The 16,822-nt window shown below is 68.6% G+C and carries 18 protein-coding genes; 10 read left to right on the top strand and 8 right to left on the bottom strand.

The features are described 5' to 3' along the window. The first annotated feature begins 73 nt into the window (after nt 1-73). The 3 genes from ACX114_RS17745 (at nt 74) to ACX114_RS17735 (ending at nt 4,259) form a co-directional block, all read left to right on the top strand. Nucleotides 74-1,618: a catalase gene (locus ACX114_RS17745; protein WP_459299277.1), complete on the top strand. Its 1,545-nt coding sequence runs from the start codon at nt 74-76 to the stop codon at nt 1,616-1,618. A 75-nt stretch (nt 1,619-1,693) separates the two neighbouring features. Next, nucleotides 1,694-2,317 (top strand): ankyrin repeat domain-containing protein, encoded by a 624-nt coding sequence (locus ACX114_RS17740; protein WP_459299276.1) that lies wholly within the window; start codon nt 1,694-1,696, stop codon nt 2,315-2,317. 166 nt (nt 2,318-2,483) lie between these two features. Next, nucleotides 2,484-4,259 carry a glycosyl hydrolase family 18 protein gene (locus tag ACX114_RS17735; protein ID WP_459299275.1) on the top strand — a complete coding sequence of 592 codons (1,776 nt, stop codon included), beginning with the start codon at nt 2,484-2,486 and terminating at the stop codon, nt 4,257-4,259. On the opposite strand, the gene kdd is transcribed toward ACX114_RS17735, so the two are convergent. From kdd to ACX114_RS17720, 3 genes are read right to left on the bottom strand one after another with little or no spacing between them, the layout of a single operon-like run. Next, on the bottom strand, nt 4,256-5,281 hold the full coding sequence (gene kdd, locus ACX114_RS17730; protein ID WP_459299274.1) for an L-erythro-3,5-diaminohexanoate dehydrogenase: 1,026 nt from the start codon (nt 5,279-5,281) through the stop codon (nt 4,256-4,258). The two genes, ACX114_RS17735 and kdd, sit on opposite strands and share 4 nt — an antisense overlap. A gap of 14 nt (nt 5,282-5,295) precedes the next feature. Continuing rightward, nucleotides 5,296-6,303, bottom strand: a complete 1,008-nt coding sequence (locus ACX114_RS17725; RefSeq protein WP_459299273.1) for an alpha/beta hydrolase — start codon at nt 6,301-6,303, stop codon at nt 5,296-5,298. Between the two features lie 34 nt (nt 6,304-6,337). After that, nucleotides 6,338-7,378: a uracil-DNA glycosylase gene (locus ACX114_RS17720; protein WP_459299272.1), complete on the bottom strand. Its 1,041-nt coding sequence runs from the start codon at nt 7,376-7,378 to the stop codon at nt 6,338-6,340. A gap of 224 nt (nt 7,379-7,602) precedes the next feature. Between ACX114_RS17720 and ACX114_RS17715 the strand changes: the two genes are divergently transcribed. Next, entirely contained in the window at nt 7,603-8,166 is a 564-nt protein-coding gene (locus ACX114_RS17715) for an NADPH-dependent FMN reductase (RefSeq protein WP_459299271.1), read from the top strand. On the opposite strand, the gene ACX114_RS17710 is transcribed toward ACX114_RS17715, so the two are convergent. Further along, entirely contained in the window at nt 8,069-8,962 is an 894-nt protein-coding gene (locus ACX114_RS17710; RefSeq protein WP_459299270.1) for a helix-turn-helix domain-containing protein, read from the bottom strand. The two genes, ACX114_RS17715 and ACX114_RS17710, sit on opposite strands and share 98 nt — an antisense overlap. Before the next feature lie 182 nt (nt 8,963-9,144). On the opposite strand from ACX114_RS17710, the gene ACX114_RS17705 reads away from it, so the two are divergent. The 4 genes from ACX114_RS17705 (at nt 9,145) to ACX114_RS17690 (ending at nt 11,711) form a co-directional block, all read left to right on the top strand. Beyond that, nucleotides 9,145-9,552: a hypothetical protein gene (locus ACX114_RS17705; RefSeq protein WP_459299269.1), complete on the top strand. Its 408-nt coding sequence runs from the start codon at nt 9,145-9,147 to the stop codon at nt 9,550-9,552. Between the two features lie 72 nt (nt 9,553-9,624). Beyond that, a complete protein-coding gene (locus ACX114_RS17700; RefSeq protein WP_459299268.1) occupies nt 9,625-10,530 on the top strand; it encodes a hypothetical protein in 906 nt (301 codons plus the stop codon). A gap of 151 nt (nt 10,531-10,681) precedes the next feature. Next, entirely contained in the window at nt 10,682-11,218 is a 537-nt protein-coding gene (locus tag ACX114_RS17695) for a hypothetical protein (protein WP_459299267.1), read from the top strand. Nucleotides 11,219-11,228: 10 nt separating this feature from the next. Beyond that, nucleotides 11,229-11,711 (top strand): SMI1/KNR4 family protein, encoded by a 483-nt coding sequence (locus ACX114_RS17690; RefSeq protein WP_459299266.1) that lies wholly within the window; start codon nt 11,229-11,231, stop codon nt 11,709-11,711. Between the two features lie 10 nt (nt 11,712-11,721). On the opposite strand, the gene ACX114_RS17685 is transcribed toward ACX114_RS17690, so the two are convergent. After that, complete coding sequence (locus ACX114_RS17685; protein ID WP_459299265.1) at nt 11,722-12,624, bottom strand: LysR family transcriptional regulator; 903 nt, start codon at nt 12,622-12,624, stop codon at nt 11,722-11,724. A gap of 115 nt (nt 12,625-12,739) precedes the next feature. On the opposite strand from ACX114_RS17685, the gene ACX114_RS17680 reads away from it, so the two are divergent. Then, nucleotides 12,740-13,798, top strand: a complete 1,059-nt coding sequence (locus ACX114_RS17680) for an SDR family oxidoreductase (protein WP_459299264.1) — start codon at nt 12,740-12,742, stop codon at nt 13,796-13,798. 111 nt (nt 13,799-13,909) lie between these two features. Here ACX114_RS17680 and ACX114_RS17675 read toward each other — a convergent pair whose 3' ends face one another. Both ACX114_RS17675 and ACX114_RS17670 read right to left on the bottom strand, forming a co-directional pair. After that, on the bottom strand, nt 13,910-14,143 hold the full coding sequence (locus tag ACX114_RS17675; RefSeq protein WP_459299263.1) for a hypothetical protein: 234 nt from the start codon (nt 14,141-14,143) through the stop codon (nt 13,910-13,912). Nucleotides 14,144-14,147: 4 nt separating this feature from the next. Then, the gene (locus ACX114_RS17670; protein ID WP_459299262.1) at nt 14,148-15,086 is read right to left on the bottom strand and encodes a LysR family transcriptional regulator; all 939 of its coding nucleotides are present in this window, start codon (nt 15,084-15,086) and stop codon (nt 14,148-14,150) included. Nucleotides 15,087-15,148: 62 nt separating this feature from the next. Between ACX114_RS17670 and ACX114_RS17665 the strand changes: the two genes are divergently transcribed. Continuing rightward, the gene (locus ACX114_RS17665; protein WP_459299261.1) at nt 15,149-15,607 is read left to right on the top strand and encodes an SgcJ/EcaC family oxidoreductase; all 459 of its coding nucleotides are present in this window, start codon (nt 15,149-15,151) and stop codon (nt 15,605-15,607) included. Here ACX114_RS17665 and coaBC read toward each other — a convergent pair. Further along, complete coding sequence (coaBC, locus tag ACX114_RS17660; protein WP_459299260.1) at nt 15,593-16,810, bottom strand: bifunctional phosphopantothenoylcysteine decarboxylase/phosphopantothenate--cysteine ligase CoaBC; 1,218 nt, start codon at nt 16,808-16,810, stop codon at nt 15,593-15,595. The genes ACX114_RS17665 and coaBC overlap by 15 nt on opposite strands. Nucleotides 16,811-16,822 lie beyond the last annotated feature (12 nt).

The following is a 16,822-nucleotide window of genomic DNA, read 5'->3' as shown; positions in this document are numbered from 1 at the left end:
ACAAGGACTGAGGGTTCGGCACGAGGCGTGCTCTAGGGGTGGCCCGGTTCCCCCGTAACCCAAGGAGTTCCCCTTGAACCAACGCTCGTTGATGCTCGCCGTCCTGCTGTCTGGCGCCCCCGTCCTCGCCGCCGGCAATCCGCCCCCCATCACCACCGACTCGGGCGCGCCGCTGGGCACGAACCAGAGCTCCAAGACGGCCGGCCCGCGGGGCGGCATCCTCCTGGAGGACTTCGCCCTCATCGAGAAGCTCGCGCGCTTCGACCGCGAGCGCATCCCGGAGCGCGTGGTGCACGCGCGAGGCGTGGGCGCGTACGGCACCTTCGAGAGCTACGGCGACTTCTCCAGCCTCACGCGCGCGTCCGTCTTCTCCCAGAAGGGCAAGAAGACGCCGATGTTCGTGCGCTTCTCCACGGTCATCCACCCGAGCGGTTCGCCGGAGACGCTGCGCGATCCGCGCGGCTTCGCGCTGAAGTTCTTCACGGACGAGGGCAACTGGGACCTGGTCGGCAACAACCTGCCCATCTTCTTCATCCGTGACGCCATCAAGTTCCCGGACATGGTGCATTCGCTGAAGCCCTCCCCGGTCACCAACCGGCAGGACCCGAACCGCTACTTCGACTTCTTCAGCCACCAGCCGGAATCCACGCACATGATCACCCAGCTCTATTCGGACCTGGGCATCCCGGCGAACTACCGGCAGATGGACGGCAACGGCGTGCACGCCTTCAAGTTCGTCAACGCCAAGGGCCAGGTGAAGTACGTCAAGTTCAACTGGAAGTCGCAGCAGGGCGTGAAGGGCCTCACCGCGGCGGAGGCCACGAAGCTGGGCGGCGAGGACTTCCAGCACGCCACGCACGACCTCTACACGAACATCCAGGCGGGCAAGTTCCCCTCGTGGGAGCTGAGCGTGCAGGTGCTGGACCCCAAGGACCTGGACAGCTTCACGTTCGATCCGCTGGACGCCACCAAGGACTGGCCCAAGGACAAGCTGCCCCCGGTGAAGCTGGGCAAATTCACCCTCAACAAGACGCCGGACAACTTCTTCGAGGAGACGGAGCAGTCCGCCTTCGCTCCGGGCGTGATGCCGCCGGGCATCGAGCCGTCCGAGGACCGCCTGTTGCAGGGCCGCCTCTTCTCCTACGCGGACACGCAGCGCTACCGCCTGGGCGCCAACTACCTGTCCCTGCCGGTGAACCGCGCCCGCGCCGCGGTGAACAACAACAGCCAGGCCGGCGCGATGAACAGCGGCAACACGAAGTCGGACGTGAACTACGAGCCCAGCATCACGCGTGAGACGCAGGACACGCCCTCCGCCCTCTTCTCCCACGCGCCGCTTACCGGCACCACGCAGCAGCGCCCCATCGAGAAGACGGACAACTTCTCGCAGGCGGGCGCCTTCTGGCTGTCGCTCGACGCGGGCGGCAAGGAGCGGCTCATCCAGAACCTGGCCGGCGACCTGGGCCAGGTGCGCGACGCGAAGGTCAAGGCGCGCATGGTGGGCCACTTCTACGCGGCCAACGCGGACTACGGCACGCGCCTGGCCAAGGCCGTGAACGTGAAGCTGGACGACGCGAAGGCCACCCTCGCCCCGCTCGCCACCAACAGCGTGCCGTGACCTGACTTCGCCGGGCCGCCGGTGACACGACGGCGGCCCCGTCTCCCCCTTCACCCTCTTCCTGGAGATGCCCTCATGGTTCGCAAGCTGCTGCTCGGTTCGCTGGGTCTGGTGATGTTGGTGTGCACGGTCCTGACCGCCGCGTGGATGTCCCTGCGCGCACCGGCGACGCCCGCCGGACGGCTGCTCGCCACCAGCGATGCGGAGCGCTACCTGCTCGCCGCCGCGCGCGAGGGCGAAACGGACATCGTCCAGGGGCTCGTCAAGGCCGGCACGCCCGTGGAGGCCCGCGACGCGCGAGGCTTCTCCCCCCTCATCCTCGCCGCCTACCACGGCCACACCCGGACGGTGCGGACGCTGCTCGACGCCGGGGCGGACGCGTGCGCGGGTGACAGCCGGGGCAACACCGCCCTCATGGGCGCCGCCTTCAAGGGCTACGCGGACGTGGTGAAGCTGCTCTCCGCCCAGCCCTGCGCGGTGGACCAGACCAACCGGCTGGGCCAGACCGCCCTGATGTTCGCCGTCCTCTTCGGCCGCACGGAGGTGGCCGACCAGCTGCGCCACCAGGGCGCCTCCCCCGCGCTGCGCGACGCCAGCGGCCGCTCCGCCAATGACTGGGCCCAGACCCAGGTCCCCGCCGCCCCCGTGGCGCCCGCCGTACCCGCCCCGGCAGCCCCTACAGCAGCCGTCCTCGAATGACCGATTTCCCATCTGCTGAGGTTTTGTGATTCCCTGGAGGGATGGGATTAGTCGGCTTAATGCACGAATTCCAATTCATACAAAATTGCCACATTTTTCCAGCTTGCCTTGACTCCAAGTGGGGGGTTGGCCGCATAACATCGCGCGTCCTTCCAGGAGTGCAGGGATGAAAAGCCATCGGGCAATGCCAGTGCGCGGGTGGGTGGGTCTGGCCCTCGCGGTGATGTTGAGCGGTTGCGACTTTGGCGGAGGTCCGGATGAACCCGCGCCTCCGCTCACGCCCCCTGAAGCGCCGAAGCAGGTGGTCGCGCAGGCCGGAGACGCGTCCGCGTTGGTGACGTGGACGGTGCCTCCCAGCGATGGCGGCAGCCCGCTGCTCTACTACGTGGTGCGCTGCGTCCCCGAGTGCGGCGGCGCGCTGGTGAAGGTGCCCGACACGCAGGCCACGGTGCTGGGGCTGAACAACGGCTTCACCTACGTCTTCAAGGTCGCCGCGGTGAACGCGGTGGGCGAGGGCCAGGCCTCCGTGGAGACGGACCTGGTGACGCCGAAGGCGGGCATGAGCATCCCGAACCCCACGGTGCCGGGACAGCCGCGCTCGGTGGTGCCCACCGCGGGCAATGGCCAGGCGTACGTGAGCTGGCTCGCGCCCGCGAGCTACGGCGGACGGCCGCTGTCGTACTTCAAGGTCATGGTGGAGCCGGGCGGCCGGGTGCAGCGGGTGGACGCGCCCGCGTCGGGCACGCTCATCGAGGGCCTCGACAACGGGACGGCGTACTCCTTCACCGTCTGCGCCGCCAACGAGATGGGCGAAGGCCCCTGCACGCGCCAGACGTCCGCGGTGACGCCGCGTCCGGGCGGCGCGCCCACCAACTGGGTGATGGGCTACTGGGTGGGCTACCAGCGCGACCTGTATCCGGTGGACTCGGTGGACATGTCCCTGCTCACGCACATCGTGGTGGGCCGCATCCGTCCGCGCATCGACGGCACGCTCTACACCGACTTCGACGTGGACGCCGTGGAGGGCCCCAAGATGGCCCGGGCCCTGTCACACCGGGCGCACGCGGCGGGCAAGAAGGCGCTGCTGATGCTGGGCGGCATGGGCGAGTACGACGGCTTCAAGGGCGCGACGGAGACGCTGGAGAAGCGCCGCAACTTCGTGCGCAACATCATCACCACCATGCGCGAGCTGCAGTTCGACGGCGTGGACGTGGACTGGGAGCCCATCCTCCTGCCGCAGGACAGCGCGCCGCTGCTGGCGCTGCTGGATGAGCTGCGCGCCGCGGACGAGAACATCATCATCACGGTGCCGGTGGGCTGGGTGAACTCCAACTTCCCGCTGGGCAAGGTGGACGCGGAGTTCCACCGGCAGCTGGCCGCCCGCGTGGATCAGATGAACATCATGGCCTACAAGATGAGCGGCCACTGGGGGCAGTGGCAGAGCTGGCACTCCAGCGCGCTCTTCGGTGAGAGCTCCGGACACCCCAGCTCCGTCGCCAGCTCCGTGCAGGCGTTCCTGGACGCGGGCGTGCCGGCGCAGCGCATGGGCGTGGGCGTGGGCTTCTTCGGCACCTGCTGGAAGGGCATCACCGAGCCGGGCACCCCGCTGGACGGGCGCGACGACATCGCGGAGGAGCAGAGCGACAACGCGATGAGCTACGCCAACATCCAGGCCCTCTACTACTCGCCGGAGGCGTACCGCTGGGACGACGTCGCCAAGGCGCCCTACCTCTCCTTCCCCACCGCGTACGGCCCGCAGTCCTGCAACTACATCTCCTACGAGGACGTCGCGTCCGTGTCGGAGAAGGGCCGCTGGGCGCGGGAGAAGGGCCTGGGCGGGAGCATCATCTGGACCATCAACCAGGGCCACATGCGCACCAAGGCCCTGGGCTCCAAGGATCCGCTGATGCAGGCCGTGCACACGGCCTTCCTCAAGCCCTAGACGTAGCGGGACTCGAAGAGCTGGCGCAGCGACGGTTCGGTGCGCAGGAGGTCCAGCGTGAGGGCGGCGTGGTTGGGAACGTAGCCATTGCCCACGAGCATGGTGACGTCCTTGCCCACGCCCTCCGCGCCCAGGGCCGCCGTGGTGAAGCTGGTGGCCATGGAGAAGAAGATGACCGTGCCGCCGTCCTTCACGGACAGGAGCGACGCCATCTCCGTGTTGCCCACGCTGGCGCAGTTGACGACCAGGTCGCAGAGCTGACCGCCCGTCGCCTTGGACACGGCCTCCATCACGTCCACGCCCTGGGTGGCGTCCACCTTGAGGGCCTCGTCGCACAGGCCGATGGCGGACAGCGCGTCCAGCGCCTTCTGGGAGATGTCCAGCGCCAGCAGCTTGCCGCGGCTCTCCAGGCTGCGGCGGGCCTGCGCCAGGCACAGCGCGCCGCTCTTGCCCGCGCCCAGCACCGCCACCGTCATGCCCGGGCGCACGTGGCGCGCCACCAGCGCGGGCGCGCCGCAGACATCCAGCGCCGCCAGCGACAGCGTGTCCGGCATGTCCTCCGGGAGCTTCGCGTAGATGCCGCTCGCGAAGAGCAGCGCATGGCCGCGGATGTCCACGCGGTCGATGTCCGCGTGCACCGCCTTCACCTCTTCGATGACGAGCGGCGTGAGCGTCAGGCTCACCAGCGTGGCGATGCGGTCCCCCGGCTTGAGCACGCCGTTGGCGGGGTGCTTCGCGCCCAGCTCCTTCACGCGGCCAATGAGCATGCCGCCGGAGCCGGTGACGGGGTTCTGCATCTTGCCGCGCTCACGGACGATGTCCTGGATGCGGGATGCGATGCGCGCGGGGTCGCCGCCCACGTCGTCCTTGATCTGCTTGAAGGACGCGGCGTCGATGTTGAGGCTCTCCACGTCGATGAGCAGCTCCGCCTCACGGCAGGGCAGCGAGGGGTCCAGCTTGCGGGCGCGCTGCGGCAGCACGCCCTTCTCTCCCATGACGCGCGACAGTCCGTAGGTATCCATGGGCTCCCCCCTTATCAGTCCCGAGCCAGGAGCGGCACCAGCACCGACAGCGACCGCTCGAAGCGGTACGACACGCCGGAGTGCCCGTCCTCGAACTCCTCGTGGGCCACGTCCACGCCGCCGGCCTTCAGGTCGTCCGCCACCATGCGCGTGCCCCAGCGCAGGTTGAACTCGTCGCGCGTGCCGGCGTCCAGGTAGACCGTCTTGAGCTTGCGGAACGAGTCCATGAACTTGGGCACGAAGCGCACGGGGTCGTGCACGAGCCACCGGTTCCACACGTCCAGGCGCAGCTTCGCGTTGTGCTGCTCGAAGGGCAGCTCCAGGTTGAGCGGCTCGCCCTTCTTCGGCGAATACGCCGCCGCCATGGCCAGGATGTTGATGACCGGGAAGTCGTCGCCGCGCACCTTGGTGGCGACGGCGCGCTGGCGCAGCTCCGTCACCCACGCATCCACGCCGCCGGCCTTCATCAGCGCGGTGGCGGCCTTGGGCAGGTCCGGCATGTACGAGTATTCGAAGTAGGAGTCCGGCGCGTGCGCGCCCACCAGGGAGAAGATCTCCGGGTGGTAGCGGCCCATCACCAGCGCGCCGTAGCCGCCGGAGCTGTGGCCCACCACCGCGCGGGACGCGGCCCTGGGCAGCGTGCGGAAGGTCTTGTCCACGAAGCCGACGATGTCCTTGACCAGGTAGTCGCGGTAGCGGCCGATGGCGTCGCTGTTCACCCACTGGCTGCCGCCCAGCTTCGTCCACGCGTCCGGGAAGACGCCGATGACGGGCGGGATGGCGCCCTGCTCGATGAGCGCGTCCAGGCGGTCCGGCACGGAGGGCGAGAAGCCGGACGCGTTGGTCCACGAGCCGCCGCCGTTGCCGAAGGCGTGCAGGAAGTAGACGACCGCATAGCGCTGCGAGCCTTCCGCGTAGCCTGGCGGCAGGTACACGGTGAGCCGGCGGCGGGCCGGATCTCCCAGTGGGTTGTTCTCCAGCGCGGGGGAATGCACTTCACGCGTCTCGAGCACGCCCTTCATCGGTGCTTCTCCTGGTCGCGGTGCGCCGCGCGTTCTACGCGCTGGAGCCCGGGTGCTTGCCGAACAGCTTCATCACCTGTTGCAGGTCCTCCCACGCCTTGCGCTTCTCCGCGCTGTTGCGCAGGAGGTACGCGGGGTGGAAGGTGGGCATGAGCTGGATGCCCTCGTATGCGCGCCACTGGCCCCGCATCTTGGTGATGGGGGTGGTGTCCCTGAGCAGCGTCTGCGCCGCGAACTTGCCCAGCGCGACGATGACCTTGGGCTGGATGGCGAGCAACTGCGAGCGCAGGAAGGGCTCGCACGCGGCGATCTCATCCGGCTCCGGGTTGCGGTTGCCGGGCGGGCGGCACTTCACGACGTTCGCGATGTAGACGTCGTTCCGCGTGAAGCCCATCGCGCCGATCATCTTGGTGAGCAGGTCGCCGGCGGCGCCCACGAAGGGCACGCCCTGGAGGTCCTCGTTCTCACCGGGGCCCTCGCCCACGAACACCAGGTCCGCACGGGGGTTGCCGGAGCCGAACACGATGTTCTTGCGGCCCGTGCACAGCTTGCAGCGGCGGCAGTCACCCAGCTCGCGGCGGATCTGATCCAGCGTGGGGCGCTCGCCCTCCACGACGCCGGGCAGCGCGCCGTTGTAACGGGGCGTGGACTTGGGCACGTCCAGGAGCACGCCGGGGACACCCGGGACCGGAGGGACCGCGACACGGGGGGACGGGCCCTCGGAGGCCAGCGGACGCGACGCGGCCAGGGGGGCGGCGGGAGGCGGAGTGGCGGCGGCCAGCGGACGGGAAGCGCCCAGGGGCTGCTTCATCGCGGCGTGCAGGGTGTCGCGCGTCGGGGACTCCGCCGGGGGCCGGGGAGGCAGGGGGGCGGCGGCCGCCTCGGGGGCCTTGGTCCGGGCGATCATGGAACGCACGGACGAGGCGGCGGCGCGCTGCTGCTGGAGCTCGGCGGCGACCTTCGCGTCGACGAGGAGCGAGCGGCCCGCGGTCTCCTCCTGCCAGAGCAGGTGGCGGCGCACGTCCTGGAGCACGTCGGCCAGCTCCTGCGTGGAATCAGGCGTGTCGTCGTTCACGGGGGTGATCGGTATCGGAGGGACCGTCCCGGCGCAAGGAAGCAGCCGGCGAAGTTGCCTGTACGCTTAGCCCAGGGTCGGGGCTTGCGCCACCTTCCGGGCGGAGCCCCCGGGCACTGGTCGAATCAGGACACACCCGCGGCGTAACGCCCTTGGCCACGGGGCGGACCTGGGGAAGATGCCGGGCGCTGGTTCCACGCACCTTTCCCAGGAGTTCCTCGCACATGATCAAGGTGGCCATCGTCGTCGGCAGCACGAGGCCCGGCCGCAAGGCGGACAAAGTCGCGGCTTGGGTCCACGACATCGCGAAGAAGCGCAGCGACGCCACGTACGAGCTTGTCGACATCCAGGACTTCAACCTGCCCCTGCTGGACGAGCCGACCCCTCCGTCCGCGGGCAAGTACACCCAGGAGCACACCAAGAGGTGGAGCGCGACGGTGGAGGGCTACGACGCGTACGTCTTCGTCACTCCCGAGTACAACCACGGCACGTCCGGAGCACTGAAGAACGCGCTCGATTACGTCTACCGGGAGTGGAACAACAAGGCCGCCGGCTTCGTGGGCTACGGCAGCGCGGGCGGCGTGCGAGCGGTGGAGCAGCTGCGCCTCGTCGCCGCAGAGCTGCAGATGGCCACGGTGCGCGCGCAGGTGCAGCTGTTCCTCGCCACCGACTTCGAGCACTACACCGTCTTCAAGCCGGACCCTGCGAAGGAGAAGCAGGTGAACACGCTGCTGGATCAGGTCGTGTCCTGGGGCACGGCGCTGCGCACGGTGCGCGTGAAGCCGTAGCGGCTTCAGGTGTCCTGGCGGTCCGCTCCGTGGCGGCCCGCCGAAGCGCCTCGGCCGTCTCCGGGTCCGCCGGGAAGAACGACTCGATGGCCAGCTCCGCGAGCGTGATGTCCACGGGCGTGCCGAACACGGTGATGGTGCCGAAGAACGACAGCAATCCCAGTGACGTGCGGATGCGCAGCGGCACCACCACGCCGCCGAAGTCGCGCGTCTTCGCGTCCGGGGTGGGCTCCGGCACCGGGTAGCCGCGCAGTTCCTCCAGCAGCGCCGCGAGCGTGGCGTCCGCGGAGACGTCCACCTGCCGGGTGAGGCGGTGGAGGACGTGGTCGCGCCACTGGCGCAGGTTGTCGATGCGGGAGGCCAGCCCCTGGGGGTGCAGGCTCAGGCGCAGGACGTTGATGGGAGGCGTGAGGAGCTCTGGCGCCAGGCCCTCCATCAGGATACCCAGGGCGCGGTTCGCGGTGACGAGCGTCCAGTGCCGGTCCACCGCCAGCGCCGGGTACGGCTCATGGCCCGCGAGCACCAGTTCCACGGCCTCGCGCGTGGCGTTGAGCGCGGGATCGTCCAGGGAGCGCTCAGCGAAGACGGGCGCGAAGCCCGCGGCGACGAGCAGGCTGTTGCGGTCTCGCAGAGGCACGTCGAGTTCCTCCGCCAGGTGCAGCAGCATGTCGCGGCTGGGTTGGGAGCGGCCGGTCTCCAGGAAGCTCACGTGACGGGTGGAGACCTCCGCGCGCAACGCGAGGTCCATCTGGCTCAGCCCGCGCCGCTGCCGCCAGCCGCGCAGCAGTTCTCCCACGGGGCGGCTCTGCTGAAGGCTCGTCATGGAGGGGAAGATAGGAGGCGCACGTCATCGCTTCCATTCCCTCGGAGGTAATCGACGTCGCGCACCCGGCCGCGCATCTTGTCCATCAACGACGGACGGCCTTCCCAAGGTCCGCGCCGTCGCGTTCATCCATTCCACTGAAGGGGACGTGTGCCATGAGCAAGACGAACGTGTCGGGAAGCCTGTTGCGCCGCGTGCTGCTGCTGGACGGAGTCGCCAGCGGAGCAACGGGCCTGTTGGGGGCGCTGGCGGCGGATCCGCTCGGGGCGCTGACGGGCCTGGAGCCGGGCATCCTGCGCGCGGCGGGGCTGGGGCTGATCCCCTTCGCGTTGCTGCTGGTGTACCTGGCGGCGCGGGCCACCCTGCCCGCCTGGCCGGTGTGGTGCGTGGTCGCGGTGAACGCGATGTGGGTGGTGGACAGCGTGCTGCTGCTGACGCACGGGCCGACGACGCCCACGGGCCTGGGGGTGGCGTTCGTCATGGCGCAGGCGCTGGCGGTCGCGGTGTTCGCGGCGCTGGAGTACGCGGGCCTGCGGCGTGGGGCCACGACGGCCATGGCCTGAGTGTCCGGTCCGCGCGGTTCGGGATTCCCGCCGTGCCGCGCGGACAGGCTGGCGTTGTTATCGTGACGGGACATGGCCTCTTTCGCGCGCCCGTGGCTCTTCGTCGCCGTCTTGCTTCCCGGTGTCATGGGCTGCGCCACGATGGGCGGTCTGTTGAACCGGGACCTGGTGTCGCTGCGCTACGGCTGGCCGGAGCAATCCATCATGCGGGTGGTCCACACGGTGGATGTGCGCACGGATTGGAGCGACCGGAGGACAGCGCAGCGTCGCTTCACGCTGACGCTGGGCCCTGCGGACGCACAGGGCTCCCGGAGACTGGGCATTCACGACGTGGAGGTGACGGAGGCCCCCTTCCCTGCCTTCGTGGAGCCCCTGGCCACATCCATCATCGACGCGCAGGGAGACTTCCAGGGGATCGACCCACTGGAGGAAGGCCCCGGTCAGGACCTGTTGGATGCGCTGCCGGTCAGCCCCCGGAAGAAGGCGCAGATGGTGAAGGCGCTCACGAATGGCCTGGAGCAGGACGCCCGCGACCGGTGGAACCAGTGGGTGGGCAGCTGGCATGGCGGGCGTTTCAAGCCGGGCAAGCTGGAGGTCATTGAATCGACGATTGCCGTAGGCACTGGCCTCAAGAAGTCCGAAGAGGTGCCCGCGGAGGACCGCCAGCAATTGGACGTAGGCGTGCCCTGCTCCGACGCCGTGCCTGAGCCCAGATGCGCGAGGCTGCACGTCGTGCGCGAGCCCGTGGGCCAGAAGGATGACACGCAGGGCCGCTACGCGCGGCTGGAGTTGGAGCTGGTGACGGATCCCGCGACGCTGCTGCCGTACTCATCGCGGCTCATCCGCATGGATCGCGTGAACTGGGCTGACGAAGGTGAAGAGCCCGACTACCACGAGTCCGTACACGTGGAGCAGTACACGTTCCTTCACGGCGTGGAAGCGGTGCCGGGACAGGTCGCGTCCGTGGGCTTGCGTTAGCCCGAGCTTGATTGTCGGACGCGGGCACGCCGCGCTATCACGCGTCGCCGTGAAGACCACTCCGCCGATTCGATGTGCCGCCGTTGCAGCCATCGTCCTTGCTCTTTTCGGGTGTGGCTCGGCCACGATCGGCACCACGGGCAAGCCCGCCATGGCGAAGTGGGTGGCGCCGGTCGTCAGCACACCGGACGGAGGGCAACTCCAGACGACCATCTACTACGGGCCCTGGCAGTGCAGTGCTGAGTTCCTGTCCCGCTGCGAGTCAAAGTGCGCGTCGCAGGGCCATGCACTCATGGGCTGCATGTGGCTGGCCGACATCAAGGGAGACTGGAAGGGGCGCTACTTCTTCATGCCCGCGGAGGCAGGTGGACGCATGGCCATCACCCACTGTTGCTGTGACTATCCGGCAGCGTCCAACCTCAAGCAGTTGCGCACGCAGTGGAACAAGGCGCGTCCCGGCTTCCGCGAGGACTGGGCCCAGGAGTTCGGCGCGTGGCCGGCAGGCAAGGACCCCTGGCCAGGCCACCACATCTTCGACCTCGCGCACGGAGGCCCTGCCACCGCCCCCGGAAACATCCTCCCCACGCCTCCAGACGTGCACGACCATTTCAGCAAGGAGTACCCCGCCTGCTATGCACCGGGCGGCAAGTGGCTCACCCCCGGCCCCGCGCGGCCCTACGTCGACTGAGGACGACACCATGACGACGCTCATGCGGCGCCTGCTCGCTGAAGTCTCCGCGCACCATTACCCCAACCCTCCGGCCACCCATACAGAGGTCGAAGCTTTCGAGGCACGTGTAGGCTGGCGACTGGATGATGACCTGCGCGCCTTCTATCTGCACTGCGACGGCGCCACGTTGTTTGCTCCACGAGAGAAGGCGCCGAACTACCGAATTCTTCCGCTCAGCGAAATTGAACGCGCGCGCATCAGGATGAGACATGAGGACACCGATACGTTCGGAGCCGCATCCTGGTACACGCTCCTCTACTTGCAGGACGGCGACTACGTACTCGTGGACGTGGCCAATCAGGTCGATGGCAGATTCGTCCTGCTTGACGCATTTCACGAGACGTATCCGGTCGTTGAGCAGATCACCGCATCCTTCGGTGAGTTCTTGGAGAAGGCCCTTCGTAGCGGCAATCAGGCATTCTGGCTTGGCAGCGAAACATCGGCGGAATAGGCGTGCCCGGTCAGCCCATGCCCACTTCGGCGAAGTAGTCGAGGAACGCCCGGATGCGCGCCGGGAGGTGCTTCGTGGGCTCCAGGAACACTGCGTGGAAGACCACGGTGTCCCCGGGGTTGCGATCCTCCAGCACCGCGACCAACCGTCCGGCCTTGAGGTCCTCGTGCACCTGGAACGCCGCGATCCGCGCGAGGCCTGCACCCGTGAGCGCCAGTTGCCGCAAGGCTTCGCCGTCGCTCGCGAACAGCGTGCCGGAGACAGGCACGTTCACAGTGGCGCCGCGCTCCACGAGGGGCCACTGCTCCAACGCGGGCGTGTGACTGGCGCCCATGCGCGTATGCCGTCCCAGGTCCGCGACTGACTTCGGCGTTCCCACGCGCTTCAGGTACGCGGGTGAACCCACGATGACCTTGCGCGTCTCTCCGAGCCTGCGCGCGACGAGGTTGGACGACTTGAGCGGGCCCGCGCGGATGGCCACGTCCGCGCGATCCTCCAGCAGGTCCACCACGTGGTCCGTGAGCTCGATGTCCAGGCGGATGCCCGGGTAGCGGGCCTGGAACGCGGGCACCTGTGGCATGAGGACGTGCGTGCCGTAGGGCACGTTGGTGTTCACGCGCACGCGGCCCGATGGCGCGTCATGGGTTGTGACACCGCGCTCGGCGGCCTCCAGCTCCGCGAGCACCTGTAGGCTTCGCTCGTAGAAGACGCAGCCCTCGGAGGTGAGCTGGAAGCCCCGGGTGTTGCGGTGGATGAGCCGCGCCCCCAGGCGGGCCTCCAGCCGCGCGACGAGCTTGCTGACCGCCGACGGCGTCATCCGCAACGTCCGCGCCGCCGCGGAGAACCCCTCCTGCTCCACGACCCGGACGAAGACCTCCATCTCCCCGGAGCGATTGATTTCCAGACGCGCCATTGAATTGAACTCACAAGCCTTGTGCCTGGGGCAGCTCTACTGCGTAACGAGGCCCACGAATACTAGACCCGTGCGGCCCGGAAACGGATCCACGTGGGGCCGCATGGAGATCCCCATGTCTTCCCCCAAGAACGTGGCCCTGGTCGTCGGGGCCCATGGAATCGCTGGCCTCAATCTCATCGAACACCTGGAGTCGCTCGGAGGCTGGGAGGTCATCGGCCTGTCGCGACGCGGTGGCGAAGCTCGCCAGGGCGTGCGCTACATCCCCGTGGACCTGCTCGACGCCGCCGACAGCCGCGAGAAGCTGAGCGGCCTGACGCAGGTGACGCACATCTTCTACGCCGCCTACCAGGATCGGCCGACTCCCGCGGAGCTGGTGGCGCCCAACGTCGCCATGCTCGTCAACGTGGTGAACGCGGTGGAGCCCGTCGCCAGGAACCTCCAGCACATCAACCTGATGCAGGGATACAAGGTCTACGGCGCGCACCTGGGACCGTTCAAGACGCCCGCCCGGGAGACGGACGCGCACCACATGCCTCCCGAGTTCAACGTGGAGCAGCAGGACTTCCTGGAGCAGCGGCAACAGGGCAAGGCGTGGACGTGGTCCGCGCTCCGCCCGTCCGTCGTGGTGGGCTACGCGATGGGGACGCCGATGAACCTGGGGCTGGCCATCTCCGTGTACGCGTCCATGTCGAAGGAGCTGGGCCTTCCGCTGCGCTTCCCCGGGCCGCCGTCCGCGTACGACATCCTCATGGACATCACGGATGCAAGGCTGCTGGCGCACGCCATGCTGTGGGCGGCGACAAGCCCGAAGGCCGCCAACCAGGCCTTCAACATCAACAACGGCGACCAGTTCCGGTGGAGCGAGCTGTGGCCGAAGATTGCTCGCATGTTCGACCTGGAGGTGGCCCCTCCCCTGCCCATGTCACTGGTCGACGTGATGGCGGACAAGGCTCCGCTCTGGGACAGGATGGTGGCGAAGCATGGGCTCGCTCCCAATCCCTACACGGACATCAACCCCTGGCGTCATGCCCAGGGGGTGTTCTCGATCAACTTCGACTTCCTCGCGGACCCGTCCAAGGCGCGCCGCCACGGGTTCCCGGGGCACATCGAAACAGAGACGATGTTCCGCGAGGTCTTCGAGGACTACCGCCGCCGCAAGGTCATTCCCTGAGCGCTTCGCGGTCAGCCGGGACATGCCCACCTGGGCGAAGTCGAGTGGCTTTGAGCACTGCGGCAGCCTTCTTACCCGGCGGACACGTGCCTGCCACGCACGGAAGCCCGTTCAATCGAGCCGGTACGTTCCGTCCGCGTTCACCCACCCTTGGGCCTCTCCATCCTCCGCGCTGAGAACGGCTTCGACCTTGAGCTCACGGCAGTTCGTGATGATCGCGGCCAGTGGGGCTTCCTGCGGGAGTGCATCGAGTAAGCGACATGCCTCTTGAGGGGCACCCTCTGGCGCCATGTAGGCAACCCTGTACTTCCTACTCATCTTCAACCGCTTCTTCGTCTTCGACATGAGGTCATTCCCTCAGCGCTTCAACCACGAGCGAGCGGAAGTAGCGCGCACCCGGGTCCGCGTCCGTCCGGGTGTGCCAGATGAGGCTCTTGGTCATGCGCGGTGACGGAAAGGGCATCTCCACCGTGCGCAGGGGCAGCATGTCGCAGAAGGCCTTGGCGACGCGGCGGGGCACTCCCGCCACCAGGTCGGACCGGGCCGCCGCCATGGCCGCCGCGAAGAAGTGTGGGACGGCGAGCCCCACCTCCCGCGTGAGCCCGTGCTCCTTCAGGATGCGCGCGTGCTGCTGGTGCCCGATGCCCGGTCGGCCTTCCGCGAGGTGCAGGTCGATGTGCTTCGACGTGTTGTAGAGCGCCTTCGTCAGTGTCTTGCCCCGGATGCGCGGATGGTCGCGGCGCACGAGCAGCACGGCGTCATCCGTGTACAGCGGTTCGGCGTGGCACCCCGGCCTCGTGGCTTCTGGTGGCCCCAGCGCCACGTCCACCGCTCCCGTGGCGAGGCCATCCCGCTCCACGAGGTAGTCGATGCTCACGACGCGCAGGAGCCCGGCGGGAAGACGCTTCGCGAACAGCGCCGCGAGCTTCGGCACGTCGGAGACTCCGTGGTGGTCCGCGCCCGCCACGGTGAAGGTCCGCGTGCACGTCTCCGGCTTGAAGCCCTGCCCGCCCTCCAGCGCCAACCGGAGCTGGTCCACGGCGGACGCGATGAATGGTCGCAGCTCCTCGCATCGTGGCGTCGGCACCAGTCCCCTTCCGCTGCGCACCACCAGCGGATCCCCCAGCACGTCGCGAAGCCGGGCCAGTGCGTTGCTCACCGCGGATTGCGTGACGTGGAGCTCCCGCGCCGCACCCGTTGCACTGCCGGACTCCAACACCGCGTGCAACACGAGGAACAGGTTGAGGTCGATGGCGGAGAGATTCACACCCGTGATTCTAACCATCATGGACCATCACTGGTGGAGATGGCCCCAGGGGCCGTAGTCATGGGCACAGAAAGCGAGGTCCCATGTCATCCCCCACTGAAGCCGCCGCCATCCGGGAGCGCATGCAGCGGCTCTATGAATGCTGGAACCAGGGCGACGCCCAGGCCTACGCCGCATGCTTCACGGAGGAGGTGGACTACGTCGCCTTCGATGGCAGCCACATCCAGGGACGACAGGCCAACGCGGAGGCCCACCAGTCCCTCTTCGACGGGGTCCTCCGGGGCTCACAACTCGACGGTGAGGTGAAGTCCCTGCGCTTCCTCGCACCGGACGTGGCGCTCATCCACACCGAAGGCGTCATCAAGCTGCGCTGGCAGCGCAAGGCTCCCAAGGGACGCCGGTCCATCCAGACCCTGGTCGCCGTGAAGCGTGAGGGCGTCTGGTTCTTCACTGCCTTCCAGAACACCCGCATCCAGCCGCCCAACGCCTTCGCGCGCCTCATGCTGCGGCTGATGACGCCGAAGCGCTCAGCCGCGCGGTGACACGAGCAGCAGCGAGAGAATTTCCCCCGCCACCGCGCGCTTGCTGCCCTGCAACACCCGGTCAGGACCACTGCGCGAAATCACCGTCACCCGGTTCGTATCCGTCCCGAACCCCGCGCCCTCCGCGGTGACGTCGTTGGCGACGATGGCGTCCAGGCCCTTGCGCTCCAGCTTCTCGCGCGCGTGCTCCACCACCCGCTCCGTCTCCGCCGCGAAGCCCACCAGCACCGGGCGCTTCGCCTTCCCAGCCACCTTGCGCGACGCCTCCAGCAACACGTCCGGCGTGCGCACCAGCTTCAGGTTCTCCGGGCCCTCGCCCTTCTTCACCTTCTGCGGCGCGCGCGTCTCCGGCCTCCAGTCGCTCACCGCCGCCGTGGCGATGAACGCGTCCGCGGACTCCACTCGCGACAGCACCTCGCGCGCCATGTCCTCCGCGCTCACCACGTCCACCACCTCCAGGCCCGTGCGGTCCACCGCGCCCACCGGGCCCAGCACAACCGTCACCTTCGCGCCCAGCGCCCGTGCCTCGTGCGCCAGGGCCAGGCCCATCTTCCCCGTGGATGGATTGGAGATGAACCGCACCGGGTCCAGGTACTCGCGCGTGGGGCCCGCCGTCACCAGCACCGTCTTGCCCGTGAGCGGACCGCCTCCCAGCCTCGCCGCCACCGCGGACACGATGGCGCCCACGTCCGCCAGCCGCCCCGAGCCCACGTCGCCGCACGCCAACATCCCCGCGCCCGGCCCCACCGTGCTGAAGCGCGCTTCCTTCAGCAGCGACTCCACGTTCTCCTGCGTCCGGGCGTTCTCCCACATCGCCACGTTCATCGCGGGCGCCAGCACCACCGGCCCCTTGAAGGCGAGCAGCGACGTCGTCACCGCGTCCCCACCGAAGCCCGCGCGAATCTTCGCGATCAGGTCCGCCGTCGCCGGCGCCACCACGTAGAGCTCGCCCCAGCGGGCCAGGTCCAGGTGGCCGAAGTTCCCCTCCTGCGCCGGGTCGAAGTAGTCCGTGAGCGGCGGATGCCCCACGAGCGCCTGGAAGGTCAGCGGGGTGACGAACTGGCGCGCGGCCTCCGTCATGGCCACCCGCACCTCCGCGCCCGCACGGCCCAACTCACGCACCAGCTCGCAGGCCTTGTACGCCGCGATGCCGCCACCCACGCCGACGATGATGCGGCGACCCTTCAATGCGGATGCGTCCATGCGGCTTCATTA

It is taken from the genome of Corallococcus sp. M7 (assembly GCF_054512695.1).
This window is presented reverse-complemented; position numbering and strand designations above follow the sequence as displayed.

Bases quoted from the DNA above. Each gene is read 5' to 3' on its own strand.
- coaBC (WP_459299260.1), bottom strand. From the start codon at position 16,810: ATGGACGCATCCGCATTGAAGGGTCGCCGCATCATCGTCGGCGTGGGT.
- ACX114_RS17725 (WP_459299273.1), bottom strand. From the start codon at position 6,303: ATGAAGGGCGTGCTCGAGACGCGTGAAGTGCATTCCCCCGCGCTGGAG.
- ACX114_RS17675 (WP_459299263.1), bottom strand. From the start codon at position 14,143: ATGTCGAAGACGAAGAAGCGGTTGAAGATGAGTAGGAAGTACAGGGTT.
- ACX114_RS17665 (WP_459299261.1), top strand. From the start codon at position 15,149: ATGTCATCCCCCACTGAAGCCGCCGCCATCCGGGAGCGCATGCAGCGG.
- ACX114_RS17695 (WP_459299267.1), top strand. From the start codon at position 10,682: ATGGCGAAGTGGGTGGCGCCGGTCGTCAGCACACCGGACGGAGGGCAA.
- ACX114_RS17700 (WP_459299268.1), top strand. From the start codon at position 9,625: ATGGCCTCTTTCGCGCGCCCGTGGCTCTTCGTCGCCGTCTTGCTTCCC.
- ACX114_RS17690 (WP_459299266.1), top strand. From the start codon at position 11,229: ATGACGACGCTCATGCGGCGCCTGCTCGCTGAAGTCTCCGCGCACCAT.
- ACX114_RS17735 (WP_459299275.1), top strand. From the start codon at position 2,484: ATGAAAAGCCATCGGGCAATGCCAGTGCGCGGGTGGGTGGGTCTGGCC.
- ACX114_RS17685 (WP_459299265.1), bottom strand. From the start codon at position 12,624: ATGGCGCGTCTGGAAATCAATCGCTCCGGGGAGATGGAGGTCTTCGTC.
- ACX114_RS17670 (WP_459299262.1), bottom strand. From the start codon at position 15,086: ATGATGGTTAGAATCACGGGTGTGAATCTCTCCGCCATCGACCTCAAC.
- ACX114_RS17705 (WP_459299269.1), top strand. From the start codon at position 9,145: ATGAGCAAGACGAACGTGTCGGGAAGCCTGTTGCGCCGCGTGCTGCTG.
- kdd (WP_459299274.1), bottom strand. From the start codon at position 5,281: ATGGATACCTACGGACTGTCGCGCGTCATGGGAGAGAAGGGCGTGCTG.
- ACX114_RS17680 (WP_459299264.1), top strand. From the start codon at position 12,740: ATGTCTTCCCCCAAGAACGTGGCCCTGGTCGTCGGGGCCCATGGAATC.
- ACX114_RS17715 (WP_459299271.1), top strand. From the start codon at position 7,603: ATGATCAAGGTGGCCATCGTCGTCGGCAGCACGAGGCCCGGCCGCAAG.
- ACX114_RS17740 (WP_459299276.1), top strand. From the start codon at position 1,694: ATGGTTCGCAAGCTGCTGCTCGGTTCGCTGGGTCTGGTGATGTTGGTG.